General features: G+C 54.5%; 18 protein-coding genes. 4 read left to right on the top strand and 14 right to left on the bottom strand.

From position 1 onward, the window contains the following. Positions 1 to 21 precede the first annotated feature (21 nt). The 8 genes from pheS to uvrA form a co-directional block, all read right to left on the bottom strand. The gene (gene pheS / locus KCQ76_RS08510; protein ID WP_046202950.1) at positions 22 to 1,059 is read right to left on the bottom strand and encodes a phenylalanine--tRNA ligase subunit alpha; all 1,038 of its coding nucleotides are present in this window, start codon (positions 1,057 to 1,059) and stop codon (positions 22 to 24) included. 50 nt (positions 1,060 to 1,109) lie between these two features. Beyond that, a complete protein-coding gene (locus KCQ76_RS08505; protein WP_235428995.1) occupies positions 1,110 to 2,084 on the bottom strand; it encodes a TrmH family RNA methyltransferase in 975 nt (324 codons plus the stop codon). A 258-nt stretch (positions 2,085 to 2,342) separates the two neighbouring features. Beyond that, on the bottom strand, positions 2,343 to 2,723 hold the full coding sequence (rplT, locus tag KCQ76_RS08500; protein ID WP_046202951.1) for a 50S ribosomal protein L20: 381 nt from the start codon (positions 2,721 to 2,723) through the stop codon (positions 2,343 to 2,345). A 49-nt stretch (positions 2,724 to 2,772) separates the two neighbouring features. Beyond that, positions 2,773 to 2,967, bottom strand: a complete 195-nt coding sequence (rpmI, locus tag KCQ76_RS08495; RefSeq protein WP_046202952.1) for a 50S ribosomal protein L35 — start codon at positions 2,965 to 2,967, stop codon at positions 2,773 to 2,775. 171 nt (positions 2,968 to 3,138) lie between these two features. Then, the gene (gene infC / locus KCQ76_RS08490; RefSeq protein WP_012731471.1) at positions 3,139 to 3,690 is read right to left on the bottom strand and encodes a translation initiation factor IF-3; all 552 of its coding nucleotides are present in this window, start codon (positions 3,688 to 3,690) and stop codon (positions 3,139 to 3,141) included. Positions 3,691 to 4,108: 418 nt separating this feature from the next. Beyond that, positions 4,109 to 5,272, bottom strand: a complete 1,164-nt coding sequence (locus KCQ76_RS08485) for a cystathionine gamma-synthase (protein ID WP_046202953.1) — start codon at positions 5,270 to 5,272, stop codon at positions 4,109 to 4,111. A 61-nt stretch (positions 5,273 to 5,333) separates the two neighbouring features. Next, positions 5,334 to 6,716: a cystathionine beta-synthase gene (locus KCQ76_RS08480; protein ID WP_046202954.1), complete on the bottom strand. Its 1,383-nt coding sequence runs from the start codon at positions 6,714 to 6,716 to the stop codon at positions 5,334 to 5,336. Between the two features lie 70 nt (positions 6,717 to 6,786). Further along, on the bottom strand, positions 6,787 to 9,669 hold the full coding sequence (uvrA, locus tag KCQ76_RS08475; protein ID WP_046202955.1) for an excinuclease ABC subunit UvrA: 2,883 nt from the start codon (positions 9,667 to 9,669) through the stop codon (positions 6,787 to 6,789). A gap of 346 nt (positions 9,670 to 10,015) precedes the next feature. Here uvrA and KCQ76_RS08470 point away from each other — a divergent pair, with 346 nt between their 5' ends. Then, positions 10,016 to 10,609, top strand: coding sequence for an MBL fold metallo-hydrolase (locus tag KCQ76_RS08470; protein ID WP_235428824.1), 594 nt, complete (start codon positions 10,016 to 10,018; stop codon positions 10,607 to 10,609). Between the two features lie 100 nt (positions 10,610 to 10,709). Continuing rightward, positions 10,710 to 13,133: a HelD family protein gene (locus KCQ76_RS08465; RefSeq protein WP_046202956.1), complete on the top strand. Its 2,424-nt coding sequence runs from the start codon at positions 10,710 to 10,712 to the stop codon at positions 13,131 to 13,133. Here the strand turns inward: KCQ76_RS08465 and KCQ76_RS08460 are convergent. The 5 genes from KCQ76_RS08460 to KCQ76_RS08440 all read right to left on the bottom strand — a co-directional run bounded on the left by KCQ76_RS08460 (position 13,109) and on the right by KCQ76_RS08440 (position 19,560). Continuing rightward, entirely contained in the window at positions 13,109 to 14,110 is a 1,002-nt protein-coding gene (locus KCQ76_RS08460; protein ID WP_046202957.1) for an alpha/beta hydrolase, read from the bottom strand. The genes KCQ76_RS08465 and KCQ76_RS08460 overlap by 25 nt on opposite strands. Before the next feature lie 137 nt (positions 14,111 to 14,247). Beyond that, on the bottom strand, positions 14,248 to 14,688 hold the full coding sequence (locus tag KCQ76_RS08455) for a universal stress protein (protein WP_012731464.1): 441 nt from the start codon (positions 14,686 to 14,688) through the stop codon (positions 14,248 to 14,250). A 121-nt stretch (positions 14,689 to 14,809) separates the two neighbouring features. Continuing rightward, the gene (uvrB, locus tag KCQ76_RS08450; protein ID WP_046202958.1) at positions 14,810 to 16,999 is read right to left on the bottom strand and encodes an excinuclease ABC subunit UvrB; all 2,190 of its coding nucleotides are present in this window, start codon (positions 16,997 to 16,999) and stop codon (positions 14,810 to 14,812) included. A 119-nt stretch (positions 17,000 to 17,118) separates the two neighbouring features. Continuing rightward, positions 17,119 to 18,081, bottom strand: coding sequence for a dephospho-CoA kinase (gene coaE / locus KCQ76_RS08445; protein ID WP_082089878.1), 963 nt, complete (start codon positions 18,079 to 18,081; stop codon positions 17,119 to 17,121). Between the two features lie 174 nt (positions 18,082 to 18,255). Then, complete coding sequence (locus KCQ76_RS08440; protein WP_012731461.1) at positions 18,256 to 19,560, bottom strand: acetyl-CoA C-acetyltransferase; 1,305 nt, start codon at positions 19,558 to 19,560, stop codon at positions 18,256 to 18,258. A 110-nt stretch (positions 19,561 to 19,670) separates the two neighbouring features. Here KCQ76_RS08440 and KCQ76_RS08435 point away from each other — a divergent pair, with 110 nt between their 5' ends. After that, positions 19,671 to 21,014, top strand: coding sequence for a 3-oxoacyl-ACP reductase (locus KCQ76_RS08435; protein ID WP_046202959.1), 1,344 nt, complete (start codon positions 19,671 to 19,673; stop codon positions 21,012 to 21,014). Between the two features lies 1 nt (position 21,015). Beyond that, complete coding sequence (locus KCQ76_RS11105) at positions 21,016 to 22,050, top strand: MaoC/PaaZ C-terminal domain-containing protein (RefSeq protein WP_052723072.1); 1,035 nt, start codon at positions 21,016 to 21,018, stop codon at positions 22,048 to 22,050. A gap of 130 nt (positions 22,051 to 22,180) precedes the next feature. On the opposite strand, the gene KCQ76_RS08425 is transcribed toward KCQ76_RS11105, so the two are convergent. Then, on the bottom strand, positions 22,181 to 24,292 hold the full coding sequence (locus KCQ76_RS08425) for a glucose PTS transporter subunit IIA (protein ID WP_046202960.1): 2,112 nt from the start codon (positions 24,290 to 24,292) through the stop codon (positions 22,181 to 22,183). Positions 24,293 to 24,500: the final 208 nt, after the last annotated feature.

Below are 24,500 nucleotides of genomic sequence, written 5' to 3'. Positions count from 1 at the left end.
GACGAAATAGTGGTGCGGACGCTATGCCCGAATCCCGAATGGCCTGGTGAACCTGATATCTCCCTCAACCATGTCACGCATGTCCGGAAGGTTATTTCTAAACTGCAATGTCCGCTCTAGCCCCATGCCGAATGCAAAACCTGAATATTCGTCCGAATCTATGCCGGCAGCTCGCAGGACATTGGGATTCACCATTCCGCAACCGCCCCACTCAATCCAACCTGCTCCGCCTTTCTTCTCTGGGAACCAGACGTCAACTTCCGCAGAAGGCTCAGTGAAGGGGAAATAATTGGTCCGGAAACGCGTCTTAGTGTTCTCCCCAAAAAGGACCCTCGCTAAATGATCCAACGTCCCGTGAAGATGCGCCATCGTGAGGCCTTTATCCACCGCTAGGCCTTCTACTTGGTGGAAGACCGGTGTGTGCGTCGCGTCCAGTTCATCCGTGCGGAATGTCCGTCCAGGGCACGCGATATAAATGGGCAAATCGCGGGACAACATGGTCCGCATCTGCACCGGGCTGGTGTGAGTACGAAGTACCTGGCCCGAGCCTTCCGGAGCGATGTGGAATGTATCCTGCAGCGTCCGCGCAGGATGATCAGGCACAAAATTCAATGCATCGAAATTGAAATACTCAGCCTCGACCTCGGGGCCGTCGGCAATTTCCCACCCCATGCCGACGAAAATATCCTGAATGTGCTCAGAAATTTGAGTGATCGGATGCATCGCCCCGACGGGCCGACGCGTTGACGGGATCGTGACATCCAGGCGCTCGGAACGCAGTACCGCCTGGTTACGTTCTTCCTCGAGCACAGCCTTACGTTCTGCAAAACGCTTTTCGACGCGCCCACGAGCCTTGTTCACTGCCCGACCGGCGTCTTTTCGTTCTGATTTCGGCAGGGAACCTAGCGATCGTCGTGCCAGCGAGATGGGAGCTGAATCCCCAAGATGCTCCTTACGTGCTTGTGCTAGATCGTCTAGCGTCGTCGCTTGATCAAATGCACTAATCGCGGCATCAGCGGCGGCATTCAGTGATGCTTCGGACACATCAATTTCTGACACGGAGGTGAAACCTTTCACGAGTAACTAGTGACGTACGTCGATAATCTGATTCAGAGTCTATCAATACCTTGGGACGAACTAAGAGCGCGTGAAGCCTCATAAAGCGTAATCGCAGCAGCACCAGCGACGTTAAACGACTCAGCACTTCCTCTGATCGGAATGCGAACCCTGACGTCAGCAAAGCCGGCGACATCAGATGAAAGCCCATGGGCTTCGTTGCCAAAAAGCCACGCGCTGGAACGGACCATCATCGGGGGGTTCAACGATGCCTCCATATCTTCTGTTCCCCCCACGACTTCTGTTTTCTGCGCACGCCGAATGCGCCATTGAGCAGCGTCGTCGGCAGCGTCGTCCAGGGAGGTTTCACCGTCGATAGTCGTCGCTACTATCTGAAATCCTGCTGAGGATAAATCGGCGAGCGAGTTTTGTATGTCTCGCTCACGCCCGATGGGTATGCGAAAAACTGACCCAGCCGCCGATCTCACCGTCTTGCCATTGTGAATGTCAACCGAATTTCCTAGGAATACGACGCAATCTGCACCAACGGCATCGGCCGTTCGGATAAACGTCCCAGCGTTACCCGGATCAGACATATCAATCCCAACGGCGACGAGGCCACACCCATGTCGCGCGTGGTTGATACATGATTCCACTGATGTGGAGAGTAATTGGCAGGTGGCGAATACTCCGCTATGGCTTACTGTCTCCGATAAGGCTGAAGCAGCTTTATCATCGATTACGCTCACCGGAATACGTTGTTCGCGAGCCGACTCTCGTAACGTGGAGAACTTGCCCCAGGCTCTATCGGCCACAAACACTTCTTTGGCGACCCCGGCCGATAAAGCACCTTCTACCCCATTGAACCCCTCGACGAGAAACTTCTTTTCTTTTCGTCGGCCAGCCGATTTAAGTAGCTTCCGAGCTGCGATAATCCTCGGAGTTCGTACCGTAAAAACCTGATCTGGTCGATCATCGGTTAAACGATGGTGGGGATAATCGGTAGACGTTTCGGCAATGTTATCCACGTGATCGCACATCACTCAGCAATTCTTTTCAATTCTTGTGAACGGCGGGCCGTCATGGGCGGTGTATCGAGTCAGACAATGGTCGTAGAAACCCGAGTTCGCTTGTGGTTGACCCGATTTCACTCAATATAAAGAAAACGTCGCTCTCAATGGAGCGACGAACAAAATTTGCCCCGTGCCCCACCATGTACGAGCCGTGACCATCACAGGAAAGTGCGATGACACACGCTGATGGTGTGGAGCCGAGGAAAGCTAGAACTACTTCGCCGGGGCGTTAACATCCTCAGGCAAAGCGTCTTTAGCAGCCGCACACAATGCGGAGAAAGCCTGCTCATCCGAAACTGCAAGTTCAGCGAGGTTCTTGCGGTCAATGTCTACACCAGCGAGTCGGAGACCCTGGATGAGGCGGTTGTAGGTCATGTCGTTCTGGCGGGCCGCTGCATTAATACGAGTGATCCACAGTTTGCGGAAATCGCCCTTCTTCGCACGACGATCCCGGAACTCGTAAGTCTTCGAGTGGAGCATCTGCTCCTTAGCCTTACGGTACAGGCGGGAACGCTGTCCGCGGTAGCCCTTGGCGGACTTCAGGACCTCGCGACGCTTCTTCTTAGCATTAACTGAACGCTTCACACGAGCCACAGTGTTACTTCCTTCTATCTAGTCGGGGGTGTTATCGAGCGGGTGATTTCTAGCCCTCGCCCAGGAGCCGCTTAACGCGCTTGGTGTCGTTACGGGAAACGGAAGTATCGCCCTTCAAACGACGGGTGCGGGTCGATGGCTTGCCCTCGAGAAGGTGACGGCGATTAGCCTGCTCGCGGCGGAGTTTGCCGGAGCCCGTCTTCTTGATGCGCTTCTTAATTCCGCTGTGGGTCTTCTGCTTCACTGCCGATTTTCCTTTGCACAAATTGAATGAGTTGGTCTTGCACGCTGCCGAGATCGTCGTGAATCGATCTACGACTTCTCGGCTCACGCCACACTGGGCAGAGCACTCGCCGAAAGAAACGCACGGGAATCCCTCAGCAGTTCATGCACTGCCCTGTCGTTGTGAGAAGGACTACTTCTTACCTTTGCGACGCACAGGACCGAGAACCATAGTCATGTTGCGACCATCTTGCTTGGGCCGAGATTCAACGACGCCGGCATCGGCGACGTCATCAGCCAAGCGCTCGAGCAACCGGAAACCTAATTCCGGACGAGACTGCTCGCGACCACGGAACATGATTGTGACCTTCACCTTGGAGCCTTTCTCCAAGAACCGGACAACATTGCCCTTCTTAGTCTCATAATCATGATCGTCGATCTTGGGCCGGAACTTTTGTTCCTTGACGACGGTCTGCTGCTGGTTGCGGCGAGATTCGCGAGCCTTTTGTGCTTGCTCGTACTTGTACTTGCCGTAATCCATGATCTTGGCCACAGGTGGTTTTGCACGTGGAGCAACCTCGACAAGATCAAGATCGGCGTCATAGGCGAGCTTGCGAGCATCGTCGGTACGCACGATTCCAACCTGTTCGCCACTAGGGCCAACGAGTCGAACTTCGGGGACACGAATTCGCTCATTAATGCGAGCTTCAGCGCTGATGTGAGACTCCTCAATAGGGATGAACATTGACTGGTCTGGCCGCACTGACGTGCTACAAGCGCTGGATAAACCTTTGAACCGGACTCACAGGCATTTTCACGAGTGCGCATAATGCACGAGTGCCAACACCTGAGGAGTAGGTTCCTTTGCTGCGCCATAAAAGAATCCCCGCTTTACAGATTGACTCTGTAAGACGGGGATGCCACCAAGGCTCAACACATAAATTCTGAGCGTAAGCCAAAACTTATCGGTAACCTTCTACCAGAGTCCAACCTTTCGGCGGTCACGTGGTGGGAGCATCCTCCGCTTGTAGCCCGCGTGGATTTCCACCACGTCGGACGGTCGTGTCAATCAGGATAGCAGGGTCGTGGACTACTACCAAATCTTTAGCTAATCGTTCCAGGGATGCGTCGATTGAAGGTGTGCTACCGGCCAGGTGTGGTAACTAGTCAAGTGCCTGCAATAGGTCGGCGATAAGGTCTTCGGCAGATTCTAGACCAACCGAAAGTCGAACTAGATCATCGGGAACTTCCAGGACCGATCCCGCTGTCGACGCATGGGTCATGGCTGCCGGATGCTCGATCAGTGATTCAACGCCGCCAAGCGATTCGGCGAGTGTAAAGACCGATGTGTTCTTGCATAGACGCTGTGCCGCATCGTGGTCAGCGAGTCGAAGAGAGACCATGCCGCCGAAGTGAGACATTTGAGCAGCGGCGACCGCGTGCCCAGGGTGGCTCTCCAACCCTGGATAAATGACCTCTTTAACCGCTGGGTGATCGGCCAATCGGTTAGCTATGGCCTGGGCATTTGCGCTGTGTCGCTCCATACGGACTGGCAAGCTTCTCAGTCCACGCAAGGTAAGGAATGAATCGAAGGGCCCAGCAATCGCACCAGCAGAATTCTGCAAGAAAGCGACCTCCTCATCGACGGCTTGATCAGATGTCACTACTGCCCCGCCGACCACATCAGAGTGCCCACCAATGTATTTCGTGGTCGAATGGACGACGATATCTGCGCCGAGCGATAACGGTTGCTGCAAAGCCGGGGTAGCGAACGTGTTGTCAACCACTAACCGAGCGTTCACGCTGTGCGCGACTTTAGCCAGAGCAGGGATATCCGCAATGGTCAGAAGTGGATTGGTTGGGGACTCAGCCCATACCAGCCGCGTCCGATCAGTGAGCGCGGATTGCACTTCGTCGAGATCGTTAATTGCCACTGGTGTGTAATCGATCCCCCACTTCGCAAAAATCTTGTCAATGAGGCGGAATGTTCCGCCATATGCGTCATTGGGGATGATGATGTGGTCGCCGGGTTTGAGCATGGCCCGCAAAACTGCGTCACTAGCCGCCATTCCAGAGCCAAAGGCACGTCCGTACTTGCCCCGCTCTAGCTCAGCGATTGCTTTTTCCAATGCAGTACGGGTCGGGTTTCCCGTCCTGGAGTACTCATAACCGCCGCGCAGTCCACCGACTCCGTCTTGGGCATAGGTAGACGTTGCATAAATAGGTGGGTTAACTGCTCCGGTTGCGGCCTCCGGCGTCCACCCAGCGTGAACGGCAGACGTCTCCAATCCTCGGTCTCGAGCGTCTCCCTTTTCTATGTCACTCATGTTTTCCCTTTCTTCAGAACGTATTGGTTTTATTCCCACTAGGCTTCGCTCTTTGTATGCTTTACTTTTTGGCGAAACCAAGCAAATCTTGACGAGTTACCACTCCAACCGGAACACCATCAGCGAGAACCATCAGTGAATCCACACTTTCCAGTTGCTTGATCGCTTCAGATGCTCGCTCTTGATCGCCGACGAGGGGCATGGCGTCCTCCATCACGGACGAGACCGAATCGGACAACGAATGACCATCCTCGTACACAGCTCGTAGCAGGCCTCTTTCAGTGACAGCGCCACGAATTTCCCCCACGACAATCGGAGGTTCGGCCCCTAGGACTGGCATCTGCGATACGTTGAATTCCCGCAAAATATTGATGGCATCACGGATGGTCTCATTCGGGTGAGTATGAACGAAAACGGGAAGCGACGAGGCTGAATCATTCTTACGACGAAGGATGTCGGCTATCGTCGGTTCTTCTTGTTCACGGGGGCGTCCAGTATCAAAACCATACGAAAGCATCCACTCATCATTAAAAATCTTGCCTAAGTATCCACGGCCACCATCAGGCAAAAGAACAACAATTTTGGCGTCCGGATCGCGTTGAGCAACCTTTATTGCGGCAACAACGGCCATTCCCGACGATCCACCGACTAAAAGACCTTCCTCCCTTGCTAAGCGACGCGTCATCGCAAAGGCTTCAGCATCAGTCACAGAAATGATCTCATCAGGAAGGTTACGGTCATAGGCGTCGGGCCACATATCCTCACCGACTCCTTCGATGAGATACGGGCGTCCGGAACCACCCGAATAGACCGAGCCCTCGGGATCAGCACCAATGACTTTGACTGCCCCGTCCGAAACCTCCTTGAGGAAACGCCCGGTGCCCGTAATTGTTCCGCCCGTGCCCACTCCTGCGACGAAGTGAGTAATTTTCCCGTCAGTGTCCCGCCAAATTTCTGGCCCGGTGGATTCATAATGGCTAGCAGGCCCATTCGGGTTGGAGTACTGATCGGGTTTAAAGGCTCCGGGTGTTTCGGAAACAAGGCGATCTGACACTGAATAATAAGAGTCCGGACTATCGGGCTCCACGGCCGTCGGGCACACAACGACTTCAGCACCGTAGGCGCGAAGAACATCGATTTTGTCTTTGCCCACTTTGTCAGGGCAGACAAAAATGCACTTGTATCCTCGCTCTTGGGCAACCATCGCTAAACCGACTCCGGTATTTCCCGACGTCGGTTCGATAATGGTTCCGCCGGGCTTAAGTTTTCCTTCTTTCTCCGCAGCATTGATAATCTTTTTCGCTATGCGGTCCTTAGAACTTCCGCCCGGGTTAAGGTATTCAATTTTGGCTGCAACTAAGCCCGCTCCATCCGGAACAACAGACTGCAGCTGCACTAAAGGCGTATCACCAACTGCCTCAGTGATATGTTTCAACAGTTTCATGGGATCGAGTATAGAAACCCCAATCCCAATCAGTTAGACCGACCGGTCTGTAGATCGGATGTAGCTGTAATTACTTACTCTTTCCGGGAAGCATATCCGCCAAATATTTCGCAGTATAGGAACCAGTTTCTTCCCGACGGTCCACGAGATCTTCGGGCGTTCCTTGATCGACGACACGTCCACCGCCGGCACCGCCTTCTGGCCCCATATCGATGACCCAATCTGCCATCTTGATGACATCTAGGTTGTGCTCGATAACGATGACGGAGTTCCCTTTGTCGACGAGGCCCTGAATCACGAGCATGAGCTTCCGAATATCTTCAAAATGCAACCCGGTCGTTGGCTCATCAAGGATATAAACCGTCCGCCCACGAGAGCGTTTTTGCAGTTCGGAAGCTAATTTAACGCGCTGAGCTTCACCGCCGGACAACGTCGTTGCCGACTGCCCCAAACGGACATAACCCAGACCGACGTCGACAAGAGTCGCGAGATACCGGTGGATAGAGGTGATCGGTTCAAAGAAGTCGGCAGCCTCAGAAATGGGCATATCGAGGACTTCGGCAATGTTTTTGCCCTTATATTTGACCTCAAGAGTTTCCCGGTTATACCGCGCGCCATGACAGACTTCACACGGAACATACACGTCGGGGAGGAAATTCATTTCAATCTTAATTGTCCCGTCGCCTCGACATGCTTCGCACCGTCCGCCTTTAACATTGAAGGAAAAACGACCGGCTTTATAGCCGCGCACTTTTGCCTCTTGTGTTTCGGCGAAAAGGTTACGAATCTTGTCAAATACTCCCGTATATGTCGCAGGATTTGATCGCGGTGTCCGACCGATCGGACTCTGATCAACCTGCACCAACTTGTCCAGCTGATCCAGCCCCTCAATCCGACGGTGACGACCGGGAACGACGCGGGCACCATTCAAGTCTCTCTGCAGTGTCGATGCGAGGACACCATTCACCAAAGACGACTTACCTGACCCTGATACTCCAGTGACAACGGTCAAAACGCCGAGCGGGAAAGATACATCGATATTTTTTAGATTATTTTCTTTAGCCTCAATGACTGTGATGTGACGGTCTTTATCGAGTTCTCGACGCTTGTCTGGAACGGCCAACACCCGTCGACGGGACAAATAGTCACCCGTTAACGAGTTCTTACACTTCTCGATGCCATCCGGTCGGCCCTGATAGACCACTTCCCCACCATATTCACCAGCACGAGGGCCAATATCGACCAGCCAATCCGCTGTACGAATCGTTTCCTCATCGTGCTCGACAACAATGAGAGTATTTCCCAGATCGCGAAGCTGTTCCAGAGTGGCGATCAATCGTTGATTATCGCGCTGATGGAGTCCGATCGAAGGCTCGTCAAGAACGTAGAGCACGCCCGCCAGACCTGAACCGATCTGCGTCGCTAGGCGAATACGTTGGGCTTCTCCACCGGAAAGGGTTCCAGCCGAACGAGATAGTGAGAGATACTCCAGTCCGACGTCGAGAAGGAAAGTCAGTCGCGCCTGGACTTCCTTGAGCACTCGGCCGGAAATCATTTCCTCACGGGAGGAGAGCGTTAACGAATTTAAGAACACCGAAGCGTCCGAGATAGATAAATCACTAAGCTCCGCGATGGATAACTCCTGATTGGTGCCATCCGAAGAATCTCCAGCGATCTTGACCGAGAGGACCTCGGGCTTTAAACGAGCTCCATGGCACTTCGGGCACGGTACCTCACGCATATATGCCGTGAACCGCTGTTTTTGCGAATCAGACTCTGCCTGGTCTATCCGCCGATGAAGAAATGGCATGACCCCTTCAAACGGCGCGCTATATTTCCTTACCCTCCGATAAGCATTGCGATAACGAATGGAAATCTGATGATTCGATCCATGCATGATCGTCCGCTTCTGGGACGCAGTCAGGTCTTTCCACGGCGTGCTCGGAGATACTCCCAACTGCTGGGCTATCGCCTCCACCATTTTTGAATAAAACGTTGAATGGTTACTCACCCACGGTGCGATGGCTTCGACAAGGGGCTTTGTATCGTCAGGAATCACTAACGATTCATCAACGGTCAGCTTGCTCCCTAACCCATCACATTCGGGACACGCTCCGTATGGCGAGTTGAACGAGAACGTTCTCGGTTCTAGTTCATCAATGGCTAGTGGATGACCATTCGGGCATGCCATCTTCTCGCTAAAACGTCGGAAACGATAAGGATGATCGTCATCTAAGGAGACAAAATCAAAGATGACTACCCCATCAGCAAGATTCAATGCGGTTTCGACGGAATCAGTTAACCGCTGCTTCTGAGTCGGTTTTACTGACAGACGGTCAATAACAACTTCGATATTATGTTTGACCTGTTTTTCCAATTTAGGGACATCAGAAATGTGATAAGTCGTTCCATCTACGCGGACGCGAACATATCCCTGTGCTGAAAGATTCTCGAATAAGTCAACAAACTCCCCTTTTCGTGTCCGCACAACCGGAGCCAAGATTTGGAATCGGAGTCCTTGTTCCATATCCATAATCTGGTCAACAATTTGTTGCGGTGTCTGACGCTCAATAACTGCACCACAGGTCGGGCAGTGCGGGATGCCAATGCGCGCATAGAGAAGCCGGAGGTAATCATAAACTTCGGTGATCGTCCCCACCGTTGAACGCGGATTATGGTTCGTTGACTTCTGGTCAATGGAAACAGCCGGTGAGAGTCCCTCAATAAAATCGACCGCCGGTTTCTCCATCTGGCCGAGGAACTGACGGGCGTAAGAGCTCAATGACTCGACATAACGACGCTGCCCCTCAGCAAAAATCGTATCGAAAGCAAGGGATGATTTACCGGATCCGGATAAACCCGTGAAAACGATGAGTTCGTCTCGAGGTAAATCGATATCAACACCTTTTAAGTTATGTTCACTGGCTCCCCGGACGATCAGTCGATCTGCCACAGATTTCCCTTCTTATACCGCTCATTAATGGTTTGTGAAACGAATACCGCGCTATTCTACGACCAGTACAGGCAACCCCGCACACAGCGTCACGAAAAAGACCTAGGGTGGACGCATGAGTACTTCCAGCAACACTCCAGAAAACTCGGAAACGTCACACGCAAACACGGATAACGCGGCAGCTCGTACCAACGAACATATAGTTTTTGGCTCGTACACAGGGCATATTGACGGCCCTCGGCAGGCTCAACGATTGGCCTACGAGGCCCCACCTCAATCCCGCGATGGACAGCCCACCTCATCCGAGGCAAGCGTCATATCTATTATCAAAACTTCCGTGGGATCCATGGACAATTCCTGTTATCTCCTGGCAGTGGATAAGGATGCGGTCCTCATTGATGCGGCAACTGACGCGCCTTTTCTCCTTGATCTCGCCGATGCCGCGGGTGTGAAGATAATGGACGTTATCACTACGCATTCACACTATGATCACGTCGGAGCCCTCCAAGAGGTTCTCCAGCAGACTGGGGCACGACATCATGCGTCCGCCGGGGATGCACCTGATTTACCTGCCGATGCTGACCGCGTCGCCAAAGATGGAGAAAGGTTCGACCTCGCCAGTGAGAAGCTAGCTGGCCTTCACTTGTCCGGCATTACTCTCCACGGCCACACACGTGAGGGCCTGGCCATAGCCTTTGACCCGCAATCTTCGCTCGGTATTAAAGCACCAGTTCACGTTTTCACTGGCGATTCACTCTTCCCCGGCGGGGTCGGAAAAACGTCGTCACCGGAGGCCTTCAACCGTTTATTAGACGACGTTACCCACAAGCTCTTCGATGTGTATGATGGGTCAACCTGTATCCACCCGGGCCATGGGGACGATACGACACTGGGTGCCGAATATCCTCATCTCGCCGAATGGCGTGGGCGTGGGTGGTGATCAACGCAACCTACCCCGTGGGCGAACAGTTCTCACGCCCACGGGGTTGATCCGTCACGGATGATTGCTTCGAAAGACCCCTACGTTTATTGGAGAAAAAGTGGGAACCCCCACGACCGATTCTGAACAATCCGCCATCGCCTATGAGCAGCGTGTTCTCGACTCACTCTTCACCTACATCGATCGTGAACGTCGACTCTCTGAGGAGAAACTGAGTTCAGTTCTACGCCGGCGTACTCATGATCCTCGTGGTCTCGTCGAACGAGAAACGGCATATAGCACGTTGCATGACCGGCTTACCATGCTGTCCTCAGCCGAAATTGGCCTGTGTTTCGGCCGTATCGATGTTGTCGAAACCGATGGCGAGGAACCGGAAAACCCATCTCCGGACAACCCTGAGCTGGATCGACGCTACATCGGGCGGATCGGGTTGTCCGATAAAGACGACGATTATCGGACTCTCCTCATGGATTGGCGCGCCCCGGGGGCACGGCCTTATTACTTGGCGACGACTGCACACCCGGAAGGTGTGGCCCTACGACGCCACTTGCGGACGAACGGACGCACGGTAACGGGAGTCAGCGACGAATACCTTGACGCTGAAGCGCTCAACGCGGATGGCGTTAACGCGGACTCATCCCCACGCGGTGCAGGCGACGAATCCCCGCTGCTCTCAGCGCTCAACGCCGCCCGCACCGGGCATATGACTGACATCGTCGCAACAATTCAGCGTGAGCAAGATACCATCATCCGTGATCCTTACCGCGGAGTCACTGTTGTGGAAGGTGGCCCCGGAACTGGGAAAACGGCAGTAGCCCTCCACCGTGTCGCATATCTGCTGTACACATGGCGAGACGTCCTCTCTCCCACCGGCGTGTTAGTCATCGGGCCTAATAGGACGTTTATTGACTACATTTCGCGTGTTCTTCCGACGCTGGGCGAAGGTGGCGTTGTCCTATCGACTATCGGCGATCTCTACCCCGGAGTAACGTCGTCGCGAATTGACGCTGAACTCAGCAGAGAAGTCAAAGGATCCATTGAAATGGTGGAGATCCTAACTAATGCCGTGAAGAACTATCAGCTCGTTCCCGACGAAACGACGTCGTTAAGTGTGGACGGACACCACTTGGACGTCACGCCCGCGATGGTTCGAGCTGCGCGGACGCGGGCTCGTCGTTCGCGAAAAGCACACAACCAGGCGCGCGGTATTTTTCAAGACAAATTCCTGGACCTTCTCGCCGACGCCTTTGCCGATCAAATTGGCGAAGACCCATTAGGCGGGAACAATCTCCTCGATGCCGGCGACCGGATTGCGCTGCGGGAAGACCTGGAAGAGGAGCCTGCAGTCATCGAATTGATGGACAGTCTGTGGCCCGAGCTGGATCCGATCGACGTGCTCGCAACGCTCTTCAGTGACGAGAGTGCACTGCAGCACGCGACCAATGATTATGACGATCTCACGCGTGAGGCTCTCCGCAGAGCCGACGGGCGGAGTTTTTCCACCTCAGATGCTGCACTTCTGGATGAGCTCGCAACGATTATTGGCCTTGCTGATATCGACGAGCAGAGAGCGAAGGAAGAGCGCGAGCGGTCCAAACGCATAGCTGAGGCGCAGGACGCCCTCGATATTTTGGCTGGGTCGGCGTCCCAAGACGTTGATGATCAATTCGATCCCGAAATACTCATGGCCTACGACATCCTCGATGCTGCTGCGCTGGCGGAACGCCAACGTGTCCGGGATAATCGGACGACGGCCGAGCGTGCTCAGGAAGACCGACTGTGGTCCTATGGGCATGTCGTCGTCGATGAAGCGCAAGAGCTCTCCGCGATGGAGTGGCGGATGGTGATGCGTCGGTGCCCTAACCACTGGATGACCTTGGTCGGCGACACCGCGCAAACAGGAAGCCCAGCTGGGGTGGAATCATGGTCGGATACGCTGGAACCGTTCGTCCAGTCGCGGTGGCATCATCATCGGCTGACGATTAACTACCGGACTCCCAAAGAGATCACCGACGTCGTTGACCACATACGCCATCATGTGGCGCCTGATACTTCGTCGGACATTGCTATTCGTTCCAATAGCCGACACCCCACCATGGTCTATGTGCCCGAGTTGGACTCATGCCGTGCCACTAACGCTGAAAGCGCGGGCCATGAGTTAGCAGATTCGGATCACGGCCGCGAGCAAGCCGCTGTTGTCGACAAACTGCGACTCGTCATTTCTGATGTTGCACGATCAATATCGTCAGAGCGCACCATCGCCATTGTGACTGCAGCAAACAACCCTGATCTTCATTCCTACGTCAACCAGGCTGTACAGCAATTAGGCCTCGATCACTCTGTGAGTATCTTGGATCCGTCGGAAACGAAAGGGCTGGAATTTGACGAAGTAATCATCATTGAACCTGAAGATATTGCGCATACGGCGGTCCAAGGGTTTCAAGATCTCTATGTGGCTGCTACGCGAGCCACACAGGGTCTCACCGTTATGTACTCAGGTCAGCCGATGTTCGAAAGCGCTTGATTCATCACACCTTGATCCCAGGCCATCCTTGACCAGGTGTCCCAGCCGTGAACACCTATGGGATCCAGGCGGTAATCAATGTTGACCCCTGCTGCGCGAGCTTGGGCGACAAACTCCGCTGTTTGGACGGTCGCCCCAGCTTCCATGGGGACACCTTCAGTGACGGCGCCGACCAGGTTATCGCCGTAATCGGCAAGAGGATTGATCACACCTGAAGCCGACGTCACGATGATAGGCATCGTCAAATTCTGTAGATTCTCCGAGGGATTAGCCGCCCGTCGATTAGCCAGATTGAACCAGGGCACCGTGTTCACGCCCTCCATCAGAAACGGCTGAAGATCGGTGGTTAACCACTGGTCGGGCATCCTGGAATCGTAGAGGCCGGACATAGCGAGAACGCTCCGGTAAAAATCGGGGCGTTGAGCTGCCAAGCTCATCGCACCCCAGGCTCCCGCCGAGATGCCGGTGACTAGAGTATGCCCTGCTCCCCCACCTGGAACCCCGAAATTGGTGGCAAGATATGCGGGTAATTCTTCAGAAAGAAAAGTCTTATATTTGAATACCCTGCCATCAGCAGTGGGATGATCCCAGTCAGTATAGAGGCTTGCCGAATCCCCCGCGGGGAATACCAAGGTGGCATCCGCCGAGTCCATGTGCTCTAAAGCGTGCCCATCGGTCAGCCACTCATTCGTGTCATTTTTAATACCCATGCCGCCAAGAAACTGGACCACACGTGGGTTATTGGCAGTATGCGAGGGCCGGATGACTACAGAAATGTCTCGGTTCATTGCGGCGGAATGAACAGAGCACTTCACAGCCGTGTCCGCAAAGGGGGCACACCTTTGCCCCGCCGGAGCAGCCGACGCATGGGGCGACGATTGTGGCGCTTGCAAAGCCGGCACACACACCATCGATGCTGCTAAAACAGCACCGTACAAGCGTCGGCGGGTACTACGAAACAATCCAGTGGGGAGCATGCGTCGATCTTATAACGGAGTAACCCCACGGCAAGGGGATGCTTTATTTTGGCACCCAATCAGGTGTAGCGAACTAGGAGCCAATTCCGGCCGGAAATGACGTACCGGCTTCGTCTACATCATGTTTTAGCTAAGTCTTAGTCAACCGTGTGCACGATCATGACATCGCAATTTGATTGACGAGCCACGTCGGCTGGAACCGATCCCAACAATCGTCCGGTCAGAGAGTTAATTCCTCGGTTTCCCACGACCAGGAGATCGGCGTCGACCTCTTTTACGATGGCCATGAGCGCTTCGACCGGTGTTCCCTTCCGAACTGCCGTTTCAATGTTGGTTGCACCGACCCGGCGCGCCGCTTCTACCGCGCTTTCTAGGTTTTTACGTGCGGGGTCGTCGCCAAGGACGGTAACAGAATCTTGGCGGAGGGTCTTCGAGGCTTCTTCTTGGTTTTCGTAGTAGGCGCAACCGATGGTTACTGTGGCGTCCAAGGCCGCTGCGATTTCGGCTGCGCGCTCGACCGCGAGAAGCGACGACTGAGACCCGTCTGTACCAACAACGATTGTCGAGTATTTGCTCATTTCTACCTTCCCAACCTCATTTGTCGACGATGTCGACGGTAACCTTAGCTTTTATGGTACGTCACTTCGTTGTACTTCACTCAGTGACATTGCGCGGGCTGAAGCCACTGGGCTGTTGACACTATTCAACTCCGGCTTCAGTGATTTCCTTGAGTTCTTTCTTGACGCCAACAAGTTCGTCACGGAGCCGCGCGGCGAGTTCGAATTTCAGGTCTCTCGCGGCGTCGCCCATTTGTCGGGTTAAATCATCGCGAAGACGGACAAGGTCATCGCGGGTCATTTCCGTGTAATCCGGTTCTTGGTCCCCGGCGAGTGCAGCATCGGAGGTCAATGAAGCGGTTGACTGAGCCTTCTGACCATTCGCATTCGCAGACGTGTGTGCACTGCCTCCGGCAGTCGTTGCACCAGCGGACTCGTGGTCGTCGGCTTCGCTCTCATTGTCATAGACCTGATCGAGAATGTCGGCAATCTTCTTCCGCAAAGGCTGAGGATCAATGTTGTGCTCTTTGTTAAATGCGATCTGTTTTTCCCGACGTCGCTCAGTTTCGTCAATTGCCTGAGCCATGGAATCGGTGACAGTATCCGCGTACATGTGGACTTCGCCGCTGACATTTCGGGCGGCACGGCCGATGGTCTGAATTAACGACCGCGTGGAACGTAGGAAACCTTCTTTATCGGCGTCGAGAATGGAAACAAGGCTAACTTCGGGGAGATCGAGCCCCTCTCGCAAGAGGTTGATGCCGACGAGAACATCGTATTTTCCGAGCCGCAAGTCCCGGAGAAGCTCGACGCGCTGCAGGGTATCGATGTCCGAATGGAGATAACGAACGCGAATTCCGGCGTCCGCCAGGTAATCCGTGAGATCTTCAGCCATCTTCTTGGTCAACGTCGTGACCAGAACTCGTTCATTCTTGTCTGTTCGTTGACGGATTTCTTCCATGAGATCGTCGATTTGGCCCTTTGTGGGTTTAACCACAATCTTGGGGTCGACGAGACCTGTGGGGCGAATGACCTGTTCGACATATTCACCACCCGCGGCTTCCAACTCATAGTCGCCGGGGGTAGCAGACATATATACGCATTGGCCTTTACGTGCGTCGAACTCGTCCCATGTGAGAGGCCGGTTGTCGATGGCGCTCGGTAGGCGGAAGCCGAAGTCGATGAGGTTTCTCTTGCGCGACGCATCTCCCTCAAACATTCCACCGATTTGAGGAACCGTGACGTGGGACTCATCAATAATCGTCAAGAAGTCCTCTGGGAAGTAGTCGATCAGCGTTGCCGGGGCGCTACCCGCTTCACGCCCATCGATATGGCGTGAGTAGTTCTCGATTCCTGAGCAGAACCCAACTTGTTCAATCATTTCCAGATCGAACTCTGTTCGCATTCGCAACCGCTGAGCTTCGACAAGCTTCCCTCGATTTTCAAGATCTGCTAATCGATCTTTCAATTCCGCTTTAATAGCTTCCTCAGCCTTCGCCATACGCTCGGGTCCAGCCACATAGTGTGTTGCCGGGAAGATTCGTAATTGATCATGGTTATCGATCACTTCCCCAGTCAAAGGATGGATCGTATGAAGGCTATCGATCTCGTCTCCAAAGAATTCGACACGAACGCCCACCTCTTCATAGGCAGGAATAATATCGACGACATCTCCTTTAACCCTGAATGTGCCGCGTGTAAATGCAACATCATTACGCGTGTATTGGACGTCGACCAACAGTCGGAGGAATTGGTCTCTGTCGACTTCCTCTCCGACGCGAAGAGGGATAGAGCGATCTAAGTACGACTGCGGAGTCCCTAACCCATAGATACACGACACCGAGCTCACAACAACGACATCGCGCCGTGATAAAAGATTAGACGTGGCTGAATGTCGTAAGCGCTCAACGTCTTCGTTAATCGAGGAATCCTTTTCGATATAGGTGTCAGTTTGCGCGATATAGGCTTCTGGTTGGTAATAGTCGTAGTAACTGACGAAGTATTCGACCGCGTTATTCGGCAACAGTTGCCGTAGCTCATTGGCTAGCTGAGCTGCCAACGTTTTATTCGGGGCCATAACTAATGTTGGTCGCTGTTGCTTCTCAATGAGCCACGCGGCCGTCGCAGACTTCCCTGTGCCCGTCGCCCCCATCAAAACAACGTCGCGCTCACCGCGACGAAGCCTTTCATCAATTTCCTTGATGGCCTGGGGTTGGTCTCCCGCAGGCTCATAATCGCTAACAACCTCAAAAGGTTTGCTCGTCCGCTCGATGTCTCCGACTGGGCGAAACTCTGATTGCGAAAGGATGGGATGTTCTGCAGCGAATGCCATAACCGCGAGTGTAACCCTCATTCCCCGATGACGCGGTTTCGCACTAGACCATGGAAACGATCACCAACAATCCCAACTAAATAGCGCAGACAGTCCCAAAATCAGCCCATCCATCGTGGTTAAAGGCGGATCGTTGCTGGGTCGATGGGGTCTCCGCTCCTCCACACGTCGAGGGGATACTCGGTGTCATCGAGCACACGTTGGTCGTCGCTCTGGAAGGCTTCGCTCCCCGACTGGCGGCTAAAGCCCAGCCATGAAAGCTTTTCACGAGTACTCCCATCCACTCCACCGGAGCCCCCTTCACCGGAAGCGTGCCGGGACACTGAAGCAACCAGTGGCTTATCAGGATCCCCACCAAACTCAACGTCTGCTTCCGGCCCGAAGACCCACTCGGCCCGCCGCCGGAAACGTTGCTGACGACCCTGACGGTGGAACAGCACGAGACTATCCGTCTCACGGCTGGCACTCTCATCGTGTTCAGTCACACGCCCCCATTGAGCCAAACGGGAATCCCATAATTTATCCACCGACTCCAGAAGATGATCAGGTGTGCCTGAGTTATCCACAATGACGTCGGCGGATGGAGTTCGATCTGCGTCCGACAACTGTGCCCTGATTCGCTGCCGTGCATCATCTTCATCGAAACCCCGTTGCGCCACCAGCCGTTCAACTCGCGTGTCTTCGTCGACAGTCACGACCACAACCAAACCACACATTCGGTCCAGGTTGTTCTCGATCAGCAAGGGCATATCAAACACGACGATCGACGCGTCGGCAGAAGCACGAAAGAGTTCATATGCCCGCTCATGAATCCGTGGATGCATGATAGCGTTCAACGCCTCCGTGCGGTCCTCGGAGACAAACGCGCGCCGGGCCAGTTCTTTACGGTCCAGGGACCCGTCGCTCATGAGAATGTCGGAACCGAATTCTTCAGAGAGCTCCAGCAAAGCGGGTTCTCCCGGTTGCACGATCTCACGGGCTATTTTGTCGCCGTCGACGACGATCGCTCCGTGATCAGACAACCTCTTTGCGACAGTGGATTTACCTGAGCCAATACCGCCCGTCAGACCGACCACAACCACTTTTTCTCACTCTTTCATGCTTTTCTAATCCACGACCGCCAAGGCCGGCATCGTCGGAACCTTGACTACCTCTCGACTGTCAAGGCCAAGACCTTGTCTACCACGACTGCGCACCGCTTCAGGGCCGAAAATAGATTTCCTGCTTGGTGGATAAACACCGAGCAGGAACGGCGATTACCGTTCGAGAATCGCGGTCACGCCTTGACCGCCCGCAGCACAAATGGATACCAATGCGCGGCCGGATCCCTTCTGCTCCAACAGCTTGGCTGCCGTCGCCAAGAGACGGCCACCGGTCGCCGCAAACGGATGACCAGCCGCCAAAGACGACCCCTTAACATTCAGCTTGGAACGATCGATGGCGCCCAGCGGCTCGTCCAAGCCCAAACGCTGCGAGCAGTATTCGGGAGACTCCCAGGCCGCGAGCGTCGCCAGCACCTGGGAAGCGAAGGCTTCGTGGATCTCGTAGAAATCGAAGTCCTGGAGCGTCAGACCATTACGACGCAGTAACCGCGGAACCGCGTAGGTCGGGGCCATCAACAGCCCGTCGGGCGTCAGCCGCCCGCGTCCATGAACAAAGTCGACGGCGGCAGTTTCAGAGTCAACAAGATGTGCCCTGACAGGGAGATTGTGCTGCTCCGCCCAGTCCTCGGACGCTAACAAGACCGCAGAGGCACCATCGGTAAGCGGTGTGGAGTTCCCGGCAGTCATAGTTGCCCGCACACCGTGACGTTCGGCATCCTTCTTACCGAACACAGGCTTGAGCTTTGACAGTTTTTCCACTGTGGAATCCGGCCTCAAGTTGTTATCTCGGCTCAGCCCCAAGTACGGCGTAATGAGGTCATCAAAAAAACCTTCGTCATAGGCAGCAGCAAGTTTCTGATGACTTGAGGCAGCAAACTCGTCCTGCTGCTGGCGGGAAATCCCCATTTCACGAGCAGTAATGGCCGCATGATCCCCCATCGACAGACCCGTGCGGGGCTCCCCATTGCGGGGCTGCTCAGGAACAAGCAGTTGCGGCCGAATCTTCCCCAGAAGCTTGAGCCGCTGGCCCGTCGTTTTGGCCGTAGAGGCCTTAATCAACAGCTTCCGGAGGTCATCATTCAGCGCGATTGGCGCGTCGGAAGTTGTATCAACACCACCGGCTATGCCGGAATCGATGCGTCCCAGCGATATCGCATCTGCCACCTGAATCGCCGCAGCAAGTCCCGTGCCGCACGCTTGCTGGATATCAAAAGCCGGCGTATCCGACGCCAAGTGCGACCCAAGGACACATTCCCTGGTCAAATTGAAGTCGCGCGAGTGCTTAAGTACTGCTCCCGCGGCAACCATTCCTAAACGCTCATCCTGCAGGTGGAACCTGCTCACCAATCCATCGATGGTGGACGTCAGCATATCCTGGTTGGACGCATTCGCGTACCGCCCGTTCGAACGCGCGAACGGAATACGGTTTCCGCCGATAATTGCTACCTTACGAGTCATAGGTTGCCCCTCTCTGAGATTCATATCACTAAAACTCTCTCATATTGTGTATGTTCACCGTAGGCTAATTGAACAGAAACTCGTAAAACGTATCCACGAAGGGATTTTCCATGTCTGACAGTTACGCACAGTTCGTCAATTCGGGGGCAGGATCGCTGCTCGCATCGAAGCTTGGATTACCCAAACCGGAAAAACTCCGCCGGTTTGAACCTGGCCAACCCCCTCTAAACGGGCCCATCATTGTCACGGGATCCGGGTCTCTGGCATCCTCTATCCGGGAGCTTCTCGAGCCGACGTACACCATCATTGACACTCGGGACGACGGCTCCCCTGCAACCGACGGAAAAATCGCTGGCCTCGTTATCGACGCCACAGGCTTCGCCACCCCTGCCGATTCGCTCGAGTTGTATGAAACCGTGAACCCGGTCATTCGAAAGCTAGCTCCGTGCGCACGCCTCGTCGTCATTGGACATACCCCAGAGAGCACGACAACTGCGTCGGCGCGCGTCGCACAGCGAGGACTAGAAGGTTTTACTCGGTCGCTGGCTAAAGAGATGCGGAGGGGTGCAACTGTACAACTGGTCTACACCGAGCCGAACACCCCACTGAGTAGCCTCGAATCCACGTTACGGTTCCTGCTATCCGGGAAATCTGCCTACGTCGATGCTCAGGTGATCCGGCTGAACGAAGCCCCATCTCCCTCGGTTGACTGGGACCAGCCTCTCAAAGGGAAGATTTCTGTCGTCACGGGTGCGGCCCGCGGAATTGGAAAGACGATCGCGCAAACTCTCGCACGCGATGGCGCCCACGTGATTTGCGTCGATATTCCCGCTGCGGGTGAAGCACTGGCTGAAACCGCAAATGAGGTCAACGGAACGTCCCTTGGCCTCGACGTGACTGCGCCCGACGCGGCCGACGCCCTTGCGCGCCATGTCAAAGAACGGCATAAGACCGGTATCGACATCATCGTCCACAATGCCGGAATTACCCGTGACAAGACGATGGCTGGCATGGACGACGCTCGATGGAAATCCGTCATGGCCGTCAATATCACTGCCCCGCTGACAATTACCGAACGTCTTCTCGAGCTCGGGGCCATCAACGACAACGGTCGCGTTATCGGTGTCTCCTCGATGGCAGGTATTGCCGGTAATAGAGGACAAACCAACTATGCCTACAGCAAGGCAGGAGTCATCGGTTTCGTTGACTCGTTTTCAGAGTCTGCCGGCCACGGAATCACTGTTAACGCGGTCGCGCCCGGTTTCATCGAAACGCAGATGACCGCGGCGATCCCGGTCGTTACCCGCGAGGTCGGGCGTCGGCTGAATTCTTTGCAGCAAGGTGGGCTGACCATCGACGTTGCAGAGACGATTGCATATTTCGCGTCGCCCGCGTCGGAGGCGATTAACGGCAACATTGTCCGCGTGTGCGGACAGTCAGTCTTGGGGGCATAACGTGAACGCATCATCTAGTAACGGACTCTCCACCGGAACGACCCCCAGCACCGCGCCCCAGTCGGCTGCAAGCACTGACGGCATCGACACTGATTCTCTGAAAGAGAAAACCATTGTTGAGCTCGACAGAATCCCATCGCTTGGGGATGAGTACCGACGAGCATTGCGCGGACTTCTTCCCGGCGTCCCGTTTTTTTCGAATCGTTCTTCTAGTGGCAAAGGCTCGGTGACCACCGCCCCTTCTCGCGAGTATCGCGTCAATGGGGTCACGATCGATTCCACGAACCTTGCTGAATACTGCGCCGCATGTGGCCTTCGCATCAGCAACGACGTGCCGCTGACGTATCCGTATGCGGTGACTTTTCCCCTCGTGATGAATGCGATGAACTCGCCGGATTTTCCCTTCCTGACAGTCGGGACTATTCACATTCGCAATGTCATCGAGCAGTATTCCCCCATCGCGGTGACAGACAGCATCGATGTGGCGGTGTACACGGAATCGTTGCGACGTCACCGTCAAGGTTTACTGATAGACATCATCACCGAGGTGCGTCGCTCGTCGGCACCCGACGACGTGGTCTGGCGGCAACGATCAACCATGCTGTCGAAGGGCAAAGCTCCCGAGGGGCAACTCCCCGATGATAACTATTCACGAATGAGCGTTGATCTTCCGGAAGACCCGACGACGATCATGCGAGTGTCGACCTCGGACATTAAGAACTACGCCAATGTTTCGGGCGATAAAAACCCGATTCACGTCTCCAGGTTGGGGGCTAAGGCGTTCGGTTTCCCTGCGACGATCGCTCATGGGATGTGGAGCGCCGCTTCGTTATTGAGCGTCGTCGAGGGCGAGATCCCCTCTCGAGCGCGCTACACCGTGGAGTTCGGTAAGCCGATTATCCTCCCTGCAGTCCTGGCGGCATATTCCTCCCGCCACCCACAGAATGACTCAAACGGGCTCTCCTGGGATTTGCGCTATTGCAGTGCGAAGGATTCGTCGAAGATCAATGTGACTGCTCAATTGGCAGAAATCTAAGCGGCCCGTCTTGTAATGGCGGGACACACAAAGAACCCCGGCAGGGTTCCACAATCGACGAGATCGTGGACATCCTAAGCCGGGGGTTATCTATCTCAATACGCGAAACGTGGTGGTCCGCGAGGACGGCTTACGCTTTCACGTCTTGGTTTTTACTTTCCTGAGATTCCTTGTCCTGTGTGCTTTCTTTTGGCACCAGGTTCAAGAGGTCTTCCCCATGCGAAATCTCGCCAGTGGCAATAGTGTCAATTCCGCCAATTCTCTTCCAGTTCGTGATGAGAACCGGGGTGACATCTGGGTGACCGGCCTTCGCAATCTTTTCTTTGTCAAAGGTCATGAGTTTTTGTCCGGCCGATACGCGGTCGCCGCGCTTAACGAATGACTCGAAGCCTTCGCCTTTCATCTCGACCGTATCGACTCCGACGTGAACGAGGAGATCCACACCGAGGTCGAGTTTGACGCCAATCGCGTGTCCTTGAACAGCGAGGATCTTTCCATCGCCGGGGCTATAAATGGTGTCGCCTGTTGGCTCAATAGCGACCCCGTGGCCTACTGCTCCAGCTGCGAAAGCGGGATCGGGTACATCCTTCAAGGGGACAATGGTTCCGTCGAGAGGAGCAACCAGTACTGAGGTTTCCGTGAGAACTGGGCGCTTCTTCTTCGTGGCGGTCGACGTCGCTTGGGCCTGCGATGACTCAGTCTGAGTTTCGGCCCCTGCCACGGCCCCGGCTGGAACAGAAGATGCTGCAGACGAAGCCGAAGCTCCCTCGGTCTGATTAGCAGCCGCCACATTGTCTGCCTCTTCATCAGCGGCAATCTTTGCGCGGACTTCTTCCTTCTCTTCCTTTGAGCGGTAGTCGAAGAAGACGACCAGGAAGAATGAGGTAAAGAACGCCACGACGATACCAATGGTGTATCCGAGCCAAGGTTGGAATGCCGGGATCGTCAAGATCGAGGTGAAGACGAAGGCATTGGCTTTAATGTTGAAGATGCCCATGACCACGCCACCTGTAAAACAGCCAGCGAGTAACCGCGGATACGTCTTCTTGAATCGAAGAACAATACCGTACAACGACGGTTCGGAAATTCCACCAAGAAGACCGGCCATCAAAGCACCAAGCGAGACCTGTTTCATGGCCTTATTGCGTTCACGGAATGAACGGTAGAGAACACCCGCAACCAACCCGAAGCACGCGAAGTTCCAGGCACCCATGGGGCCTTGGATGAAGTCGTAGCCGAGGGAGTTGATGTTCTGAATCATGACGGCGTTCAGCGGCCAGTGCAATCCAAGGGGCACAATGAACGGGTACAACAGCGGAACGACGACGGACAGAATAAACGGCGAAAAGTCATTAATGGCTTTAAGAGCGTTTGAAATGCCGTTACCCAGGCCGATACCGAAGGGGCCAAGCAAGAATGCTGTGGCTGGGATCATAATGATCAGCGAAAAGAACGGCACGAACACCATTTGGACCGCTTCAGGGATGACCTTCTTCAGACCTTTTTCAACCCAGTACAACGCGATGGCCGCGATCAACGGCGGGAAAACCTGACCGCTGTATTCATTCAACACCATCGGAAGGCCAAAGACGTGAACGACGTCTTCACGGTTACCTAGACTCATGAACTCTGGGCTCATGAGGGCAGCGGGAATAGCTGCGCCAACCCATTCGTTAGCGCCTAGTTTCCGAGCAGCTGTTGCGCCCACCATGATCGGCAGGAAGTAAAACACCGACTGGTACATGGCGTGCATGAACTGGTACGTCGGCGGTTGATTCTCTGCACGGAAATCCTGGATCCCCATCGTGTCGAGGAGGACGAGGATCGTGATGATCAGTGAAGCACCGAGGAGAGCCCACAGGATTGGCCGGAACGTGTCAGACAGGAACTCGAATGCGTAATCGACCCAGCCGAACTTTCCGCGGACTCCTCCGTATTCTTTCTTGGAGGATTTTTGCCGATTGCCGCCGCCTTCAGCGCTTTCCGCAACACCCGGGAGCTTGATCAACTCCTGGTAATAATTGGCGACTGCACCCCCCATGACGACCTGCAGCCCGTTGTCCCCCTGAGGAACAACACCTAGTACTGATCCATTCTCGTCGAGGGCTTCTGTATTCGCTTGTGACCGATCATTCAACTGGAACCGCAAGCGAGTCGCACAGTGCGTCACTGACGCTATGTTATCCGCCCCACCGATATTATCCAGGATGAACCGTGAGGTGGTTTCGGTTTGCGAAGCCATCACAATCCTTTCGCATTTATGTCCGATTATGTCTGTTCGGACTGTGTCCGAGATTATCGTACCCCCTATATGCTTGGTTTAATAGCGATTCTTTGTGAGGCTTGCCACAAATTGTGGCTATTAGTTACAAACCACACTATCGGGCTTGATGATAACCACCGACGACAAAAATCCCCCTACCCACACGGATAGGGGGGATGGACCACAG

Source organism: Corynebacterium parakroppenstedtii (assembly GCF_019754935.1).
In the GTDB taxonomy this organism is placed as follows: Bacteria; Actinomycetota; Actinomycetes; order Mycobacteriales; family Mycobacteriaceae; genus Corynebacterium; species Corynebacterium parakroppenstedtii.
The sequence above is the reverse complement of the archived record's forward strand: the minus strand, read 5'-3'. Positions and strand labels throughout refer to the sequence as shown.